The sequence below is a fragment of the Paenibacillus sp. genome, from assembly GCF_048976745.1.
Lineage (GTDB): Bacteria > Bacillota > Bacilli > Paenibacillales > Paenibacillaceae > Paenibacillus.
Genome location: NZ_JBHGUU010000004.1, coordinates 469583 through 489583 on the forward strand (window position 1 = coordinate 469583; position 20001 = coordinate 489583).

The following is a 20001-nucleotide window of genomic DNA, read 5'->3' on the forward strand; positions in this document are numbered from 1 at the left end:
CCCTACACAGTGCCTTGCCTTGCCAGGTTTTTTATTATATGGGGGATAATGTCCTGGGGAGGTCTTTAAATTCATGGAAACAGAACGAGAAAAAGCCGAGCGTGAGCTTGCGGAAAAGCTGAATGAGGAAGCGGCGCAACGAATCAAGGATGATCCGGAGAACAAACGAGTGTCGCCGGAGGAAGTGGAAGCGGCTGAGCGTGCATTTTTTGAAGATGATGAGATTATTACCCTGCGGGATCGACGGAAATATCGCATTCCGCCGTGTAACCTGAAGGATGCCCGCCGTCTGATGAAATTGCTGAAGACAGTGAATATCGATGCCATTATTCTTAACTTCATCCCGACGGAGAATGATGAACTGGACGAAAAGCGTCAGCAGGATTTATTTGATGTATTGGCGATGGCATTCAAAAACTATCCGCATATCGTGACCAAAGATGAGCATGGTGAGTATATCATCAATCGAGAGTATCTGGATGAGTACCTTGATCTGAACACAGCTCGCAAAGTCATTGATATGCTCATTGGACTCAATGGTTTAAAAAAGTAGAACGCACCGAGGGGGAGTCTTTGGAGGGAACCGAAATACGTGATACGGAAACACAGGAACCCGTTCACTGGGGAGAAATCTTCTTCACCCTCCATAAACACTGTGGGCTGAACAAGTGGGAGATTTGGGAGTACACACTCCCTCAGGTTGCGGAGCTGTGCAAGTCAGCGGAGAAATATATTCAATTTGAAGTTGAACTTATGACAGCACCTCTTCGCATGTTCGGTGGCGGTGGGGGCGAAGAAGTCGAAGAAGACGGGACCGTCAGACGTAAAAGAACCTTCAATGACGAGGACTACACGGAGATATCAGAAGATGATATCGGTATGCTTGCACAAGCGCTTGGAGGATAAGAGAGAGACATCCCGTTTTGCCTAAATGATGGTAGAACGGGATTTATGCATAAAGGCGGTGATTTTATTGACTGAAACACAAGGACAAGGAGACAAGCACTCCTTGACACAAGAAATATTAATGGATAGAGATCAATTAATTGGACAAAACGCAGCACTGAAAGGCAGCAACCTATCTGGTGTTAGCACGCTGGTTAAACGTGTGGAGACGATCAGAAGTGATATGCAGTCGCAAATGATTGAAACGCTGACTAACGATCTGGAGCACTTTTATCGTGGAGCATTCAGTGAAATGAAGGATGTGTCAGCAGCTGGATCACAGGAGTTGTTAGACTCCGTGATGAATACGATGAAATATATTTCAGCAGGTGAAACCAAGGGGTACTCATCAACAATGCTCAAGCAATCCCTTGACTCGTCACAGCAGATGGATCAACAGCTGAGCCGGGCCGACCAGAATTTCGAGGTCAGATCGTCTGGAATATCGGATGATAGTAGGCAATACACACAAGCCGGAACGGTCAAAAATCTGCAACAGATCGCACTGCAACATGGTATGGATCAGGAAGATGTAGGTCTAGCCTACCGTATTGGTTCTCGTAATTATGATCATGCCTCTGAAGCTGTCGCGTTTGCCGAAGAAGTAGCCAAGTTGCATTCGGTGAGCAATACGGATGTGGAACAGACGGCAACAAGCCTGGAAGCTCTTACCTTGGCCTCGGGAAGCAGTGGCTTTGATCTGTCCCAAGTCACAGACATGATGATCAGGGCTGCAACGATGTTGGATATTGGCATTCAGGACTTAATGGATATGATGCGTCAAACTCTGCCAATGGCCAGTAAGCCTCATGGGATGCTTGCACAAGAGGATGCATTAGCCAACTGGATTAGTCAGGCGGGATTGGCGGTTCAGGACAAAGGAGATATGATTCCGCAGCAGGCTTTTGCATCGAATCGAGTCATGTTTGATCTTCTTGCAGAACAATTGAAGACCGCGGATGCAAACACGTCGATCTATCAACGCCCCGGTGGTGGAGATCATCTGCAATTTCAACAAAGACAGGTTGAAATTGCATTTCAGATTGCAACGCATGAGGCGATGCAAGGATTGAAAGAAGAATTTGCCGAGCTGGGCGATTATCTGATCGCAGTCATGCGGTTAATTGGTGATCGTACGGGTGGCATTGTTGATCATATGGAACTCCTTAACCGAATTATGGATGAAGTCGGAGTTCAAGTTGCCTGGGATAAGTTCGGTGAAGTGATGAATGAAGGCGATCAGAAACGATATGCTCCCACAACATCAGATCCAGGGAAAGTCGAAAATACGGGAAGCGATGTTCCCGAGCGACTTCGAGTCACGGACGTGCAACGTGCTGGTGTAACGCAGGAAATGGATAGACAGCAGAGCCGTCTACAGACTCTGAATCATCGCAGAACAGAGATTCAGAGCAGGGCTGTGGCCAAGCAAGATGATGTACTTCAGGCTCAGACTAACCGAGGTCATCAACAAGAAATGTACAATCAGGCTATACAAGATGGGGATACAGCGGCTTCTTCCATTCATGCAGAAGAACGTGACGAAGCTGAGAAACGAGTCAAAACGTATAGCCGAGAACTTCTTCTGCTGCGAGAAGAAGTGCATTCACTTGATATTCAGATTGCAAAGACGAAGCGAAGTCTTGAGTTTCTAGGCCGAGAACTGGATGACACGAGTAAAGCAATGATGCAACTTGAACACCAATCTAGAATACTGATGATGGCGATGGATGACATGGATCTGGATGCAGTTGAACTACGCAACAAATTGTACTTCCTTAATGCTGAGTTTACATACGGTTCAACTGATGTTCAGCGCTACGAATCCGAGATTCAGAAGCTGCGTAAGCAGTCAACGTTATTGAATGATGTTCTCTCCAAACTGAGAGCCGAAGTCAATGAGTTGAATGCTTCTTTTAGACAGGGCATGATCGATGCTACAGCATACATATCCAAACTGAAGGAACTAGAACAAGTTCAACTTGCGAGCATGATGAGTGGTCCAGGAGGATTACTAGTTGTTCCAGGTGCAGGAAGCGGCGGATCTCCTGTTAAGGAGGACAAGGAAGATTCAGCAAACAAACCTTTTTTAGAGAGACATCAAGAATTTATTAATGACGTAATTAAGGATATGGCTAAATCACAGATTGAGGAAGTCATGGATTTTGGTTCAGACAAGAAGAAGAAGGACAAGCCCAAGCGGCGAGGGATTAAACAGAGATTCGAAGATATGAAAGAAGTCGGTAGTAAAAAAGCATTTTTTAACGGTCATGCACCTATTCGTGACAAGGATGGGAAAGTACTTCGAGGACCGGATAAACCTGACGGAACCCCTGGAGATATCCTTACCCAGCGTGATATTACGATTGAGCGTAAGAAAAACGGAGATATTCCAGGGAAATGGGCAAAGCTCGGCAAGTTGGGTAAGTCGATACTGAAGCCCCTAAAAGCCGTTCCTTATCTTGGCGCGGCCATGACCGCGGTGGATGTCGTATCCGGTCTAGTTGATCCCCTGAGCAATATGGGGAAATCAGAAGCAGAGAAGCAGAGTATTCGTGCAACAAATAAAGAGGAACTGGCCAAGGATTTTAAAGATATGGAGCAATCCTCATTTGTAGGTAAAGTGTGGAAAGGCCTTAACCTTGGAATGGATGCAGTTGTTAAGGGAGGAATCAGCAGCCTATTTGGTAACAATGCAACGAATAACAAGTTCGGGGACTACTGGAAGGGGTTCAAAGCGGTATGGTCCGAAAAAGGTGGAGACGCGGTCGAGAAGAAACTGGCCAAAGAGTATAACTACGAGCAAGAGAAAAAAGACGCTCAGGTTCAAATGGATAAAGAGTCAGGAAAGCCAACTGTTGATAACACTCAACAACAACCGCAGATACAATACATTCCACCCCAAATGCAGTATATTCCTGCTGCGGGCGGAATTGGGGCATTGGCTAATGGGTATAAGCCTCAGCCGCAAAGTAATGGCATTGATGAAATGATCGCCAAAATTAATCGTCAGCTGAACAAATCGACAAGTGACAACGAAACCAATTATCAAGTCACACGATCCCGTTTGTTGATTAGTGGTGTACGAGAAGATTCGGGTCAGATGCGTGCGCTAATGGAGAAATATTTGCAAGAGAATATCAAGTTCTTCGATAAGGCCATTGCAAGTTTACAGAAGACGTATGACAAGATGGCTGAAGGTAAGGAGAAAGATGAACTGGGTCTGGAGATCAATGAGAAGAAACAACAAAAGGCACAATCAGAGCTTGAACTGAATGGTGTCAAAAACAGCCAAATTGATGAGCTTAGACGCAAGATGAATGATCAGCTTGAGTTGACGCAGTTGGATTATGATAAACGAATGTATGATCTCCTGGCAGCTAATGGCGGTAAGGAAGATGCACCAGAATTAATTGCATTGAACAAATCCCGTGCATCTGAAATGAACTCACAAATAAGTTCGATCAAGCAAGAGTGGAAGAATCTGCTGAATAGTGGTGTGTTCAAACCAGGGTCCAATGAATACATGGATATTTTTAAACAGATCCAGTCCTTAGGTGTAGAACAGTCTAAAAATCTGGCTGAAATTAGCAAAAAAATGGATAAACCAATATCCACATTCAACATTCCAGCAGGTCTTAAGGTCATGGATTATTTTGATTACATGACCACGAGCAATACACATAAGAGTGTGATGGTTGGTTCGGGTGATGTTACGGTTCACGTGAACATCGATAATATGACAGGCAGCACAAAAGATGTGGAGAGACTGACATCTACGTTGGACAAGACACTGCGGCAGAACAACCCGGGTATGGTGAACTATATGGCCAGCAATGTAGGTGCAAGAATGGGAAGCAATCATATCCCGAGATAAAATAGGTAAGGAGGGCATCTGATATGACTCAGCAAGACCCGTTTGGCTTAGTAAATGACCGGTATAAAAGAAAGCTGTATGTAGATACAGGCATGAAGTTCGAGCCAGTAAACGGAAGAATTATTGATCCGTACTCTTCACCTTCGCCCAATCCGCAAGTGAGGGAAATTAAAATGATTAATGCTCCTTCGCATTTTCATCAGATGGGTGTGTCTTCGTACAAGGCGATCATTAACATTCTGTTTAAAGATAAGCAATCCTATCACGACTACGTCATGTACGTAGGCTGGACACACAAATTTTATGATGAGAAGGGCAATATCTATGTTGGTGTTGTAGAGTCCATCAAAGTTGACCCTATTTTCTATCATCAGGATACGATGGATAAGGATCAGAAGGGGTACAAGGTCGAGTTGACCATGACCCTGATCAAAAAAGATGGATATGACCGTAAAAGTGCGATACAGTTTCAGGATTTACAGACGACAGAAGGGAAGGACCACTGGGCAAGAGATTCCATTGAACGTTTGGCTGATTTGGGACTGACAGTTGTAACGCAATTGGATGGCACACCCATTCTATATTTCAGACCGGAAAACTTTATAACCAGAGCAGAGTTTGTTACTTTCCTGATGCGTACCAAGCGTCTGCTGGAACGAACAATTCGAGAGTAGGGTGACCTACTCTCTTTTCTGTCTATTCTAAAGATAGGAGGTGTTTATCATACGAAAATGGGTTGATGTAAACGAAGGGGACTGGTTCTATAACGATGTTATGGAAGCCACGAATATGGTTTTGGATGATGGTGAAGTCTTTGTTGCCGGGATCAACTACAACAAGTTTGAGGAAGGCAAGCCTTTTGTATATGAAGAAATCAAGGGGCAAGCGGGGCAAACCTCATTCAGTCTGCCTGTGCTGATTAAACCAACAGATGATAATCCACTGTATGTATTTATTGATGGTGTTCAAACCATCTACCAAACGGCTGAAACCAATAGTAAGGGATTAACGGATGTGGAGTTGTATACCGGTGTAAAAGCAGGACAGGTGGTGTCCTTCTGTAGTTATGGAGAGCCGTTGCTGGACAGTGCTTGGAAAAGGCCACCGGTGTCCTGGACTGGAGATCTGCCTAGAGCTGTACTTAGTGCAGCGGCGACCTATTTCTACGATCCATTCAGTCGCAATCATCAGGAATATTTGTATGCAGCAGGCCAACCGCTCCGCAGACTCAGTATTCCTTCCGAGGTATGGGCAGACACCATGGGAGATGCAGAGGCGGTAACCAAAATTGCAACCAAGGCAATTGGTTACCGAACGGATGTATATTGTGTCAGCCCGGGGGGATCGGTGTTTCTTCCTTTTAATCTGAACGGTGTTACCTGCAAATTCAATTATTGGACGAAGAATAACAAGTTCATGAGTGAAAATATCAAAGCGACAACCCTCAAACCAGCATACAACAATTGTTTTTTTCCTAATGCCATTATACAGCGGGGAGAAGCCTTCCATCTGATTAACAAGTTACGCAAGGTGTTCTATGCCAGATTTACGGACAAGGAAGCCCCTACGACAGGTATTAATCAGCCTATTACGGCATTTCAGGGTCAACGGGTGTTTAGACTTAACGGCAATTATCCGGCAGGTAAAAAGAAACTTAAAGTTACAGTGAAATTTAAAGACGAAAAAAAAGATAACGTCCAAGAAACACCGGGTTATTCGGAAATTGACAACCACACGGTTGTTTTTAATCAACCTTTGTCAGAAGGAGACGAAGTGACGTTCTATTATCTCAAAGATGTGAGCGAGAGGTTCGCAGACGTTGGCAAAGATTCGGCCATCTACTATCAGAACAAAGATGAGCGAGTCGTACAGAACAAGGATGCGTTCTGGAAAATAGCCGTCTCTGAGATGGAAGATGAAACATTTGCGAATAATGATCCACTCATTAATGGCATTCCGATCAAGAAAAAGATGGATGGTGCAGCGGTAGTCACGGATATGGGAAGACCTGTAGGTGGTACGGACGAGGAAGAGATATGGTTCCTTGGAAATTCCGCTATGACACGGGCTGAAGCCGCAGCTTTCCTGGACCGATTCATGAAATGGACCATCGAGCGATTCAAGTAAGGGGGAGATTACAATATGATTCCAATTTCGGATGAGGTTATGAATGTGCTATCCCAGCGTCTTAAGCTGGGGGAAGGGGCGCTTCCCAATATCCGGGTCGAAGTAGATCGGCTGGCCTTTATCCCGGGACGGACGGAAGAGTTCAGGCATATCGTAACCGAGCAGGTACCCATCATCAGTACAGAATCCGTTTGGGTGGATGAGTCGAGTAATGGTATATATAACGGTTCGACTCAAGCGAATGCTCAGGAGATTTGTTTTCCGATCAAAGGTAAAACGTTTATTACTACTCCTGTGACAGATAAATTTGGTAGTCCTCGTGATAGCGCGTCAAAAATTCACCGAGGCATCGATTTGTCAGAAAAGATCGGGACGCCAATTTTGGCTGCGTGGGCCGGAAAAGTAGTCCGTACATCCTTGAATAAAACAGAAGGTGCTGGTAATGCCGTAAATATTAGACATGCTAATGGTGTAATCACCAAGTATTTTCACCTGAAAGAAATTCTCTGTTCGGTAGATGATGAAGTAGCTCAAGGGGCTGTCATTGGAACGCTAGGCAATACAGGTGGCGTATATACCGGTGGGCATAAGGTGTCCCCGGCTGAACGTGCGGCGGGCAAGGGAAAACATCTACATTTTGAAATTTGGGAAGGAGTCAATCCAACAACGAGAACCGGAGAGGGAGGCAAGCCAGTTAATCCTGAATTGTATTTCAAGGGCCAGCGCAAGTTGCACGGAAATGCGAAAACAACATTTACTGATGTAAAGCCGGTTCAGGTCGAGGGATATCCCGGAGAGATTAAACTGAATGAGAAATTCGACAAACGCAACTGGCATGAGAAAGACGTTTATACAACCGGATTGAAATTTTCGGATTATGCCAAGATTGAATCGGGCTGGACTATGTTTGATTCAGGAGGCAAGTTGCTATACACCTTTGAAGGCAAAGCCGCTGTAGCTGAATTCGAGATTAACGTTACGAAACTGAGTATGCCGACACAAGGGCTGCTTAGTATTGGAATGGGGACTAATTTCAGTGATGCGGAAGGGGATTCTTTCGCTGTGGTGATTGATGGTAAAACGTATGCCTATGTGAATAAGTTTAACGGGGCATATGATCTGACCAAACTCACGGAATTGAATAATATTGTGATCCCTGCAAAAGCCAAGAGTATCAAGATTAAGGTGACGTATGGGGGCAAACAAAACTCCACTGTCCCAACCGGGTCTGTTCCTGCTTCAAGTAAGAAGTATAAAAAATTCGCCATTGATTATATTCGCATCCAAGAGTTGTTGCCTGCTCCGTTGAAGAATCAAAAGAGTGAAGAAGGGCTCGATCCATCTAAAGGATATTATCAAACGAACAGCTACACAGATTTTATCAATAATAGAAGGGTCGAAACGGATGTTATCCAGGTCGGGTCTTTTGTCTATATGGATACACAGGTTCTCCCCAATATCATTAGTGCCGAAATCGATGATCAATTTGATTCTGAAGCCCGGGAAGCACGGCTGACGATCTCCAATCCGAGAGGATTCTTCTCCCCTGATTATAATCCTGCTCATTTTCCCGAGCTTGGGGGCGTACCGTCTCCATGGTCTTATTTCGCAAACGGATTCCATATCGGGGTTCTGAGTGAAAACACACCGATACGCATATATATGGGATATGGTCAGCACATGATGCGGGTATTTACGGGACTGATTGACAAGGTGGACATCAATGGGGAAGGCTCCACGCTGGAGATTACGGCCCGAGATATGTACAAGCGCATTATCGAGAAAGTCATTTCCGAGAAAAAAGCCTATCCAGAGGTAGAAGAGATTGATAATGTGCCAGATCCGGTGCCGCCTGCAGCAGTTGGCACGGACCGGACATCATCCATTATTCAGGCTGCGCAGGCTCAAGCTGCAGCGTATGGTGTACCTGATCATAAGTTTTTGCTTGCGATATGCAGACACGAGACCGTTCTCGGAACACAGGGGAAGGGCAAAGAAGAGAACAACAGCTTTATTCTTGGATATGGCTGTCCTAGTGAGGGACCGTGTACTGAGAAATACGCAGGTATTCAGGAGCAAATGAAGCGCGGAGCAGAACGGATGTCCAAGGCACTGGCTTCCAGAGGGAAAAAAGTGACTTCCAAGGCGGATGTACTTTATTTCCATAATGGTGGAGACATTGCCCCCATGACCTGGAGTCAGGATCGGGAGAATTGGGTGGACAAGGTATGGACCTATTATCAGGAAATGCTCGCAGACCCGGCAAGCTGGACCATTACAGCAACCTCCACTCCGGCAGTTACACCAACACCCGCTCAGCCTGTAGAATTTGAAAAGCCGGCTTGGGTCAAATCAACCGTTGTACTAGATCTGGTTAAACATGCAGGTATGGTGGGTTGGAGGGCAACCAGTGAGGATCGCTCTTATCCTGACTACGTGATTGACGAGACCTATCTGATTGAGGTGAATCAGAAGACGGGCAGGGTCATTGTTCCCGTACCTGGTCAGGAAGGTGAGTTTGAAGTTAAGGACGCAAGTACAGTGCTGACACCGAACGGATGGCTTAATCCATTCATCGAGGAGTATGGCAGGACGTTTGAGCAATGGTCAGGCAAAGTTACGGAAGCCGTTCAGGAGGTAATCTCGGAGATTCCGTATCGTAGCTATTGTGACCGTTATGGTACATATCGATTGGAGCGCCTGAATTATGACAAACCGGTCGTGGCAGAGTTTTCCGAAAATGACAATCTGATCTCCATTACCAAATCTACGGATTGGTCCAGAGGAAGAAGTCACATCGTTGTTATCGACTCGAATAACAGTCAGAGTAGTTTCGTGGACAAGGAGATTTTGCTTGAACTCAAAGGAGAGATTCGAACCATGGTGCTGGCCGTTCCTTGGGCGAAAACGGTTGAAGCCAAAAGACAGGTGGCAGAGCGAGCTTTTTTTGACATGAAACGCATGTGCCGTACGCTACAGGTATCCATACCTGCGAATCCTGCGCTTGATCTGCTCGACAACGTTATTGTGACGGATAAAACGACCACCACTCGAGCTGTATATACGATTAAAAGTATTAAAACCAGTTATTCCGTCGACCGGGGTATGTTACAGGTCATTGATATGATGTGGGCAAGAAAGGGCGTGATGGTGTAATGGCCGGCATTGTAAATGAAAATATTGTATTTCCCGTGCTGGATCTCATCCACCGGGAACTTCGCAAATATAGCAGTATCTCCAATTCGAATGTTTCCCCTCTTGAAGGTGAGCCTTCCGTTACATTATATCGGGAGCACATGCAGGACCCGGACCGGGTGACTGGAGCAGATCTCTTGTATGAATCGGCATGGAAGGTTTCGATCTGGATGAAGTTTGGCTCAGAGGATGAGGAAGACTTTCCTTCAGGGGTGGGCTACTCCCACCCGGATTATGATTATTACAAGTATTACAGGCTAACGCAGGTGACAGCCCGTACATATGATGCATCTGGAGAGCCGATGTTCACTTACAATATTGCTCTAAATTATGATGACGAAGGACGCTTAACTGGAACGAGCGTAAGTCGTATATAAGATATAGGAGGTGGTTCCATGGCATTTAATGTATCTTACATCGCGGGTGGCGTCATCGACAAAGTGCGCGAGCTGCCGTACCCACACTTCAGTAAAAAGACGATCCCGTTCATTCGGGGACAGATGTTGGACATTCCGGCGGCGAAAACCACCAAGTCTGATACGTTCACCTTGGCGTATGACACAGAGTTTCTGAGCATTGCGTTTGCGGCGAGCCACTACTGTGTCGGCGATTACTGGGAGCTAACGATCGGGACGGAGAAGGTATGTCATACCATCTATACGAAGGAACTTCCCGAATCGGTTTCGATGGGGAACAGTTTTGGAATCGTCTACCCGATTCCGGCAGGAACGACTATCAAGTTTGATTTCGTAAGTGTGGTGGCTGAAGCGAAGTCGGTCTGGTACAACATCAAATTTTTGAGATAAGGAGGGTGACGATGGCACTGCAAAAACCGCAGACGAACTTTGCCGCTTATATTGACGGAGAGTCGGAAGCACAAAAATTGATCAACACGCTGGCCGATGAAATTGTAGGTGCTGATATTCCCAGAGTAGAGGGCGGGATTGACGCCAATCGCTGGGAGAAGGTATATGAATCTAGCGGAGCTGAATGGGTGACTTACAGTAAAAGTTATCACAAAGGCATTGTTGGCATGTACGCCCATTCTGACGGGAATCAGTACGAAGTTTACAAAATTCCGGATTGGACTGAGGCAAAAAGTCATACTGGAAATTCTGCTCTGGATAAAAGTGGGTGTTTATGGGAAGTAAGCCAAACTTACTTTGATGAGGTGCTGGAAGGCAAGACAGGACCTTCTCAATCTAATGTTGGAACCACTTTCGGTAACTATAAGACAGGTCGTAAGATTCAGGTCGTGCAGTTTAGTTATCAGGACAATCAGACTAATGAAACAAAGTATGTTGATGTTCCTGGTTGTTTGGTAACCGTTGTTGTAGATAATTCAGTTCCGGATGGGTACAGAGCATATCTGGTAAGACAGGTGATTGGAAACCTGGATGGCACAACAAAACTTTCGAATGAATGGAATCAATTTGAGATTGTGACAGAGATGCCTACGGATTGGGCATATGCACTTAAACTAGCACCTAAAGGGAAGTATCAATACAATCTATCTAGAAAAGTCAATCAGTATGAATACCCTCCTTACTGGAACTGGGGAAGTATTGTTGATAGTTTCTATGAACCTGTAAAGCAACTTTACAAGTTTGATGAACTATTTTATACAGCGGATGTACTGAACAATGTAACAGCTCAGACCGTAGTGAAAGCAACTCCCACAGTTCCCACAGGGATTCAGGTCCGAGATTATTATGTCATGTTTGAACAACCATCTCATGACTGGAATTACATTAACATCTACTATGGAGAGGGCTTTGAGGGGAATGTTGCTCAAGGAAGCCAGAGCGAAACGTATGATGGGATCTGTGATCCTGAAACCATAACGATCGGGAAGGCACCTACAGTAATTGACCAATTAAAGGCACATTATATGTATTTGAGGTGGAATGATTCATCAGCCATTAAACCTTTCATCCCACCATCCACCAAGTGGAAGTTGGATTATGACGGCAAGACAGAGATCGTAAGCCCGGCAGCTCGGTTTTTCCACGGCAGACATTCTACAACCTCGTGGTTGCCTAACAAAAAACGCAGACCGGATTACCTGGTAGCTTACACTTTATCGGTAAATAATGATCGAGTAGTTCTTGTTTTGGAGGGTGATCCTTCACCGAATATTCATAGCTATTACCGTAGTTTTGGATACATAGGCAAGATTGTTCCGTTCAATGATTATGACCATGGAGGTAACTTCGGTGTCACTGTAGGCATGGGTGATCTGCGAACAGATATGACAGGTTATACGAAAAATGATATTCTCACAGATCTTAATCCGGATCTCTATGCCAAATACGGTGAGTACACTTCAAATGGTATGGACTCCATGTCCATGTTGAAGACACGCAGTAATGTTTTGTTCCAGCGGTATTACCCGGCATTTATTTCGCATCTTCCGAACTATCCTTCTGTGGGTAAACTTCCCCCGGGCCTTGCTAAATTGATTGTAGATACGGATGGCTTCCAGAAATCTCTCTGGACAGGAAAGTATCATGCGAGTCCAATCTACCTTGTTCATCAGGCAGAAGGATATCGGGGTTATATGGACGGTGTAGTTGCGATATACGACCATAACCTGGTCAATCGCGATGAATTAATCGTAGATACAGAAATTCTGAAAGATCCTTCCAAACCTGCGCTGGGTACTTGGACAGAGGTTTACAAGTTTTTCAGTATCAAGAGTCCGTTGAATCTATTCAAACATTCCCCATCCCCAGATGTAATTACGATTGCATTTTTGAAAGAGATAAAATAAGGAGGATTACATAATGGCAAATTTTAAATATGTAGAAACAATCACTACTTCACAGGACGTGTTGACAAAACTGAAGGAGGAAGTTACAGGGTTTAAGAGTTTCCCATTTGAATCCACTGCAGGCGAGTCTCAGGAACAAAACTTGTGGGAAGTATTTTACGAAGAAAAGGACAGCAGTGACCGAATTCAGGAACTTATTCTTCGCGGGATCATGACCATTGGAACACAAGCAACACCAATTACTAAGCATTTCTATGTAAGTTTCATCAATCATGCTTTGGTACCACGCGTCGTTGCACCTGTTCCAGCCTATGAGGAGCATAGTACGTTGACTGTGCAGTTGCTTGAAGGATTCGAAGGCAGTGAACCAACCACACTACCGGTAACTACTCGCCCTACATTCAAGCTTACAGGACATCCGGTACTCTACCAATGGGCACTGGAAAACTACACACCAACAGATCGAAATAAAGAAAAACCTGTGTACATGTATGTGAATGTCATGAACAATCGTTTGGCGATGGTTCTTGTCGCCGACCCAGCAGTAAACTTCCTTGATTACAAAAAATCCTTCCTGTATGCAGGTGCATTGAAACCGTTCAAATACAACCTGAATGATGTAGACGGAAACGTCATGCTGACAGCCGGAGCGGTAATTGAAGAACCGGATATCTCTCAGATTGCCACAACAGGAACGTATTACTATGGTCAATATACCTCTGCAGGTAACAACACACTTCAGATGTTGAAAACCAAATCAGGCATTGAATTCCAGCAGCACTATCCTTCCTTTATCACGCAAGCTCCACCGAAAGGTAAAGCTTATCAAGATCCGGAATTGGGTGATACCGGTCTGGAACTGGAGCCACAGGGCTTCCAGGCTTCCAAATGGACGTCCAAATATCACTTGTCTCCGATCTACGTGGTTCATCCTTACGAGGGCTACCGCGGTCAATTCGATAACTGTATCGCGGTTACGAAGCATAATATCCTTCACCTGGATGAGTTAATTATTGATGTGGAGGGCAAGTCTTGGGACCAAGAGGTGTATCGTTACTTCGATACCGATACAGCACAGAATTTTATGAATCTGTCTGCCAACCAACGTATGGGTGTAGCTATTCTGAAGGAAGTCCGTTATACGGCGTAAGTTAAACTGAATCAAAGCTGAGTCGTATAGATTCAGTGAGAGGGAACTTTCTGAGACTCCACTCAGGGGTTCCCTTTTTTTAGTTGGAAGGGGGCAGTGACGTGAATCAAGTAGTCAACAAGTTTGATTTCACCGTTATAGATTACACGACAACTCAGTACGGTTACCTGTTTACAGTCGGAACTACAGGAAGCAGGCCTGAGGATTATCGATTTATATATATGCCTTACAGCCGGTATCCAAGTGTCTTGATGCTTGATTTCTACATGGCAAGATCGATCTCACATGGATTTAATCATCAACTAGTGGAAGCGATTCGCAAGGATCTGGAAGGAGAAGAACGATTTATTGTCCTAAGTGATGCCAAACAGGATAAAGAAGGACTTCTGCACAGTTCCATGGAAGGATCGAGCTCAGCTACCAAGCAAGGCGATGTCATGGAATTTTCATTCGAAATGGAGCGGTCTGCTTTAATTGAAGCTTTGGAGATGGATCATCGAGATGAAGGCCACAGGGCCGGAGGATTAAAGGATTCTTTCATTCATGAAGATATGTCAGAGGGCTGGCGTGTAGATAACGACAAAGAGCTAAAGATTGTCCGTAATTTAGGTCTAACGCGTAACTTTGTGAAGAATCTGGATAAGCTGGAGCCTGGAAAAATCAGTTTCAGGGTCAGTGAATATGGGATGATTGCGGACTATGCAGATAGCGCAGAGCAAGATAGCAGCTCTGAACTGGTGATTAAGCAGTTGATACACTCTGTTCGAAACGATAAACCCGATATGGATGTGGCAGAGGTTTTCGAGAAAGTGGAGAAAATCATTGGACGCCGGGCACAGAATGAATTTTTATTAGAAGCTATTCAAGACCACTTTAGAAGTACAGAGCTGGAGAGCAGTCTTCAGTCCCGGAAGGTTAGCAAACAAGATGTAGAATTTCTATATCAGGACCTGCTGGGTTTACGTGATGATCATAAAGAAACGGTTGCTGAACAAGCTGCCATGATGGGGAAAAGGGTAGATGATCATCAGCAGATATCCATTCTCTCTGATATGTCGACTGCTTATATACGTCGCTTTCAGGAAATAAAGTATATGCACCTTGATCGCACATTAGCCTTAGCCCAAAGAGTGTATAACACTTCACAATTGACACTCATGCAAACACTAGGGACAGCTATGCGAGAAACAACGTTTGCTGGAACAACTACAGGCAAAATTGTTCAAGCAATCAGAGACATTGAAGAGAACATGTTCCTATCACAATCGGATCAGGCTTCGCGTATTATTGAGCATGAATTGGCAACTCATGAGAATGTACTTGCCAAATTGAAGGATCGTCAGTATCCCACCGTTCTGCATACCGAAACGAGAAGTATGAGAGAAGTCCACAAGAAACTTTACTTTCATGATGATCTGAGTCAAAGCAACCGTAACCAGTATCGAAATGCGCTTCTATTTCGTTTGAGTGATACCTTGTGGCATCCGCTCCAAGCTCACAGAATGATAGACCAACATCCGGCAACTACTGCATCCGGTATCATGGTGGCATCCAGAGATATATGGACTATTTCGGATGTGGAAAGGCAGTTTCCTTGGGCTGTTCGGGATCAAGTGGAAGATATGGATGTCATAGGTGATTTGACAGCGGGACAAAGAGTTTATTTGGAGAAAATGTATATTGAGCATGAGCGTCCTAAGGCACGACGGATCTATGTGGTTCATAGTGAGGTGGACCGTCATGCGGATCAGGCTTATCGTGAAAGTACGGAGTACGGTTTTGTTTTCAGGGATTTGCAGGAGAGCAGAAGGGTCAGTAAGGTTCCCGGGTATGTGGAGAGGGAAAGCAGGCTTGGCAAACGAGTGGCTGCAGAGGCTCTAGAAATACTCAACAAGAAATTTGCTGGTGAAAGGGAAAGCGAGTTTGATAGCTATATTGAGAATAACTTCCATACTGCGAAAACGGAGAAAAGAAATCTGTACATCCCGAATAGTGAGGAAGGTGCTGCAAGAGAAAATTCCTTTGAAAGCTATGCGACCGGGTCGACAACGGCAGAGAGAGCATTAGCTCATGATTTGTGGTTACCTGAGTCCGAGGATCATTTGGCTGACAAGGAATTATTACGTTCGACCATGCTCGAAAAGCTAAATTCGTATGGAAAGAACGACGAACAGAAGCATGTACATCTGACTGAGAAACCAATTGTGCTACATAGAGAACGTAAAGAGTTGCATCTGGAAACAATCCTGCATTCCATCCGAGATCGAAGTCGACCAGCCATAGTTCGGGATGACCTTCTGGACAAACTGGTTGGAGGAGGATGGTTGGGGAATAAAGCATACCCTGGATATCTGGACGAGGAATTTATCGTAGGAGAGATCTTGGAGAACAGCCCGGCAGTCATTCTGGAAATGATGATGGAAGCTGTGAATAATGCCGACGCTTCCGTTTATTTTGATGAACCGTTTTTGGCTGGGGTTAGAGAGCGAATAGATGCATTAATCGATTGTGGAATCTTAACAGCTAACAAAGAAGGAACCAGATCAGGTATCATTTCCTTTAATTTCGAAGGTGCGAAGGAATCTCAGCTTGGTGATATCGGGACGGAACTTGCAGAAGCATCCAAAGAGTTGAACATGGCAGTACTTGAAGATGAACCAAGATCGGCTGAACTGGACAGACGTAATTCTACTTTAGAGACAGACGTTTTCGAGGGAGTAAAAATAAAGGAAGATCAGCATGGCGAAATTACGGAAGTCATTTACGGCGCAGATTTTAATGCAAGACCGGCTATTATTGAGTTTGAAGATTCATTAGGTTGGTTGGAACATGAAGGGGGACTATTCCCCGATGATCCAATGTATGAGGGAAGTCAAGTTGAACGTAGAGGACAAGCCTTTGATGAGCATGGGATAGGCGAAAAAGACAAACGGAATGGAATGGCTCTTGACCATCATATCGTGAGTTCCAACATGAACCGTGAGAGTGTGATTCATACCGAATTCAATATGGGCGGAGTTTCCCGCGAACGCTATGGCATGCTTGATGATGAATACACCATGGGTGGTACGAACTTGCGCCAGATGCTTCTCAATAGCGAATATGCTATTGGAACGTCGAAGACTCGTGAGGGATACGCGTATGATCAACAACCTATTTCTACTAATCCAACAAGAGAAGGTTTAATCAGTGGTGAGTACTCTATAGGCACAGCCAAGATTAGACAGTTGTATTTGAATGAGAGCTATTCTATTGGCATGATTGAGCCACGTCAGGCAGCTATGGATATCGATTACTCACTGGCGACTATGGAATGGAGATCAGCACTGCTCAGCGACGATTATTCCATAAGCAGCGCGAAATATCGAAATGGAGCAGCTGAGATTGGATATACGCTGGGTGCATCGTGGGCAAGAGAAAGTGCGATGGATATTGAGTTTAACGCAGGTATGCGGCAAGCTAGGGAATCGACTTTGATCAATTATGCTTCTGAAGCGATTAGGGTTGATCGAGATGGATCGGTTCAAGATGAGATATCTCTAGCCACTACTGTAATGAAATCTGCGAACCTGGATGATATGCTGACGGCTCATTCCATCATGCGCAAAGGGCAATTCAACGTGGAAATCCTCTCGGATAACATGAACAGATCATCTCTCATGCTGGAAGAAAACGAATCTGCAAGAATCTTGAAAGAGGCATCCGTCCATGAGTTGGAGAGTGAAGTTGTCAAGTTACGCTTGAGTGAATTGCATGGTGAGGGTTGGTATGGTGGTAAAGGGTTCAGAGATACCGACTTGGTCGAAGTGATCCATGATACGATAAAGAGTACAAAGGATTCGGTATTGGATCACGATGTGATCCTTGCCTACAAGCATACTCACGACGCTTACCTTCATGAGACAACGGATAGTACGATTGAAAAGCTTGCTAATCTTGAAGAACAACTGATAGCGGATAAACCGCAATATGGTTACATGGACCTCACGCTACCACTAGGCGGTACTAATCTGAAATATGCTGATGTTCCAGTGGAATCCGTAGGTGGGACGGGGCTCAGTTATGGAGATATACCTGTAGAGATTGTTGGTGGAACAAATCTGAAATACGGTGATGTTCCGGTTGAGATTGTTGGTGGAACTAACTTGAAGTATGGTACAACAGAGATTGTTCTCTCCGCGGATAAACCGCAGTACGGTAATATGGAAGAGAATCTGCTCGCTGACAAACCGCAATATGGATCTTTGGAAGAGAACATATATGGTCTGAAAAATGCCAAAGATTCCACTATGGATGAGCAAATTCATGCGTTTAAAAACGGTAAAGAAGTCGATTTGATCCAAACGCTTGAGTTCAATAAAGAGGATCGATCAGCATTCCTTCATGATAACCTTTTAGGGGTAAAAGCTGAAAGATGGGCCCATTCTCATGAGATGATCAATGATGTAGTGAAACTGCGAAATGGATCGCTGGATCAGGGCATGTTCTACGGAAACAAAGAATTTAATGAATCCATTATGGACACGGAACTGGTTGGCTTACAATATAAACAGCTGGACCTGATCCAAAGCGAATATGCGTATTTGAGAACGAGAGACGTACATATTGAAGATGAATCGTTCATGAGCTCCAGAAGTTCTTATGATGCGTATAACCATCAATTGGATTCTGGATTGAACATGTTAAGAAGCGCAACTCTGGAGTGGGAGCAACTTGCAGCTGAGAAAATGGATCGACATGGTCATTCGCATGAAATGGAACGTGGTGTTAGAGGTGAGCGATCCGGTGACCATTTCGATGGGATATACGGGACCACACTCCAGAGGTTTGCATTCTCAGGAGACGAGTTAAGTTACGGAAATAGTCTACCATACACAAGTTACGTTGTTAATGACGGCGAGAGCTTTGGCAGTAAGTTAATAGCCCCGGGTTATCTCAGTGAAGATGATATTAAAGGGATAACTGAGGAACGTGAATCCAGCATAGAAAGAGAGTTGCCGACTGGAACAGCGAACGCCAGGTTATCTGAAATTGAAGATCCTGATCCTCTCATGGCTTCATTTGAAGAACGCTGTTCTCAAGTCATCACAGGTTTTATTTTCGCTGAAAGACCTGAGAAAAGAGCAGAGTATCTGGAACAGTTGCACGCGTTCCTTCCCGAGAGAACAGCTCATCTTATGGAAATGTATCACGAAGCCAAGATGGAACCACGTGAGAGCTTCACACTGAATGATCATCCGGTGGCTGAACGTGAATCCGCGGATGCTTACATTCCAATGATGGACACCATGGCCCAGGGTCTCATATTCGATTACTCGGAAGATCTGCTCGATCGAGGGATGGATCCTGAAGATTGGGAAGGTGGTTTGGGTGTGCCGGAGGACTATGATCCGAATGATCCATTTAATGTGTACTATCCGTATTCCAAGGATATGGATGCGCTGGAATTATCCCAATCAGACGACTGGACTAAATTCGGTCAAGGCGATTGGGAGCGGGATCAACTGCTTGGAAAGTTTTATTCCAAAGAAGATACGAAGGACATCAGCGGATGGTACCGCAATAATTTCCTGGCTGAGACGTATAAGTTCTCAGTTGATTTCAAGGTAGATACAAGTACGGATGGGGATGGCGCAGGAATTATTTTTAAATACTTCGATGAACATAATTATTGGATGTTTATGGTTCACGGAGGAGACAGCGATAACAGTCTGGATATGAGAACACCGATGCAGCTATATAAAATCATTGCTGGCAACCCAACGGCAGTGGGTTCTCCGATGCAACCCTTCAAATGGGAGAAGGATAAATGGTATACATTGTCCGTGTCAGTGATGGAAAATAAAATCCAGATCTACACAGACTCAAAATTACAATATGATCTGACGGGCACCGATTAACTCGGTGCTCTTTTTGTCGTATAGAGAGATTGGG

General features: G+C 44.8%; 11 protein-coding genes. All 11 read left to right on the forward strand.

What is annotated here, in order from left to right; all coding sequences use genetic code 11:
- Positions 1-73 precede the first annotated feature (73 nt).
- The 11 genes from ACE3K2_RS02995 (at position 74) to ACE3K2_RS03045 (ending at position 19967) form a co-directional block, all read left to right on the forward strand.
- A complete protein-coding gene (locus ACE3K2_RS02995) occupies positions 74-553 on the forward strand; it encodes a hypothetical protein (RefSeq protein WP_278294327.1) in 480 nt (159 codons plus the stop codon).
- Between the two features lie 20 nt (positions 554-573).
- The gene (locus ACE3K2_RS03000) at positions 574-906 is read left to right on the forward strand and encodes a hypothetical protein (protein WP_223199730.1); all 333 of its coding nucleotides are present in this window, start codon (positions 574-576) and stop codon (positions 904-906) included.
- A gap of 103 nt (positions 907-1009) precedes the next feature.
- Complete coding sequence (locus ACE3K2_RS03005; protein WP_421886533.1) at positions 1010-4822, forward strand: hypothetical protein; 3813 nt, start codon at positions 1010-1012, stop codon at positions 4820-4822.
- Between the two features lie 23 nt (positions 4823-4845).
- Positions 4846-5496 (forward strand): S-layer homology domain-containing protein, encoded by a 651-nt coding sequence (locus tag ACE3K2_RS03010; protein ID WP_278294332.1) that lies wholly within the window; start codon positions 4846-4848, stop codon positions 5494-5496.
- Positions 5497-5611: 115 nt separating this feature from the next.
- A complete protein-coding gene (locus ACE3K2_RS03015) occupies positions 5612-6949 on the forward strand; it encodes a hypothetical protein (protein WP_421886535.1) in 1338 nt (445 codons plus the stop codon).
- A gap of 15 nt (positions 6950-6964) precedes the next feature.
- Complete coding sequence (locus tag ACE3K2_RS03020) at positions 6965-10105, forward strand: M23 family metallopeptidase (RefSeq protein ID WP_421886537.1); 3141 nt, start codon at positions 6965-6967, stop codon at positions 10103-10105.
- On the forward strand, positions 10105-10521 hold the full coding sequence (locus ACE3K2_RS03025; protein WP_278294337.1) for a hypothetical protein: 417 nt from the start codon (positions 10105-10107) through the stop codon (positions 10519-10521). Before ACE3K2_RS03020 ends, ACE3K2_RS03025 begins: the two co-directional genes overlap by 1 nt.
- 18 nt (positions 10522-10539) lie before the next feature.
- The gene (locus tag ACE3K2_RS03030) at positions 10540-10950 is read left to right on the forward strand and encodes a hypothetical protein (RefSeq protein WP_278294338.1); all 411 of its coding nucleotides are present in this window, start codon (positions 10540-10542) and stop codon (positions 10948-10950) included.
- An 11-nt stretch (positions 10951-10961) separates the two neighbouring features.
- Positions 10962-12917: a hypothetical protein gene (locus tag ACE3K2_RS03035; protein ID WP_421886539.1), complete on the forward strand. Its 1956-nt coding sequence runs from the start codon at positions 10962-10964 to the stop codon at positions 12915-12917.
- Positions 12918-12930: 13 nt separating this feature from the next.
- On the forward strand, positions 12931-14067 hold the full coding sequence (locus ACE3K2_RS03040; protein WP_076328285.1) for a hypothetical protein: 1137 nt from the start codon (positions 12931-12933) through the stop codon (positions 14065-14067).
- Between the two features lie 101 nt (positions 14068-14168).
- Positions 14169-19967, forward strand: coding sequence for a hypothetical protein (locus tag ACE3K2_RS03045; protein WP_421886542.1), 5799 nt, complete (start codon positions 14169-14171; stop codon positions 19965-19967).
- The last annotated feature ends 34 nt before the right edge of the window (positions 19968-20001 follow it).

Coding starts and splice junctions, on each gene's coding strand:
- ACE3K2_RS02995 (WP_278294327.1), top strand. CDS start 74: ATGGAAACAGAACGAGAAAAAGCCGAGCGTGAGCTTGCGGAAAAGCTG.
- ACE3K2_RS03010 (WP_278294332.1), top strand. CDS start 4,846: ATGACTCAGCAAGACCCGTTTGGCTTAGTAAATGACCGGTATAAAAGA.
- ACE3K2_RS03015 (WP_421886535.1), top strand. CDS start 5,612: ATGGTTTTGGATGATGGTGAAGTCTTTGTTGCCGGGATCAACTACAAC.
- ACE3K2_RS03020 (WP_421886537.1), top strand. CDS start 6,965: ATGATTCCAATTTCGGATGAGGTTATGAATGTGCTATCCCAGCGTCTT.
- ACE3K2_RS03025 (WP_278294337.1), top strand. CDS start 10,105: ATGGCCGGCATTGTAAATGAAAATATTGTATTTCCCGTGCTGGATCTC.
- ACE3K2_RS03030 (WP_278294338.1), top strand. CDS start 10,540: ATGGCATTTAATGTATCTTACATCGCGGGTGGCGTCATCGACAAAGTG.
- ACE3K2_RS03035 (WP_421886539.1), top strand. CDS start 10,962: ATGGCACTGCAAAAACCGCAGACGAACTTTGCCGCTTATATTGACGGA.
- ACE3K2_RS03040 (WP_076328285.1), top strand. CDS start 12,931: ATGGCAAATTTTAAATATGTAGAAACAATCACTACTTCACAGGACGTG.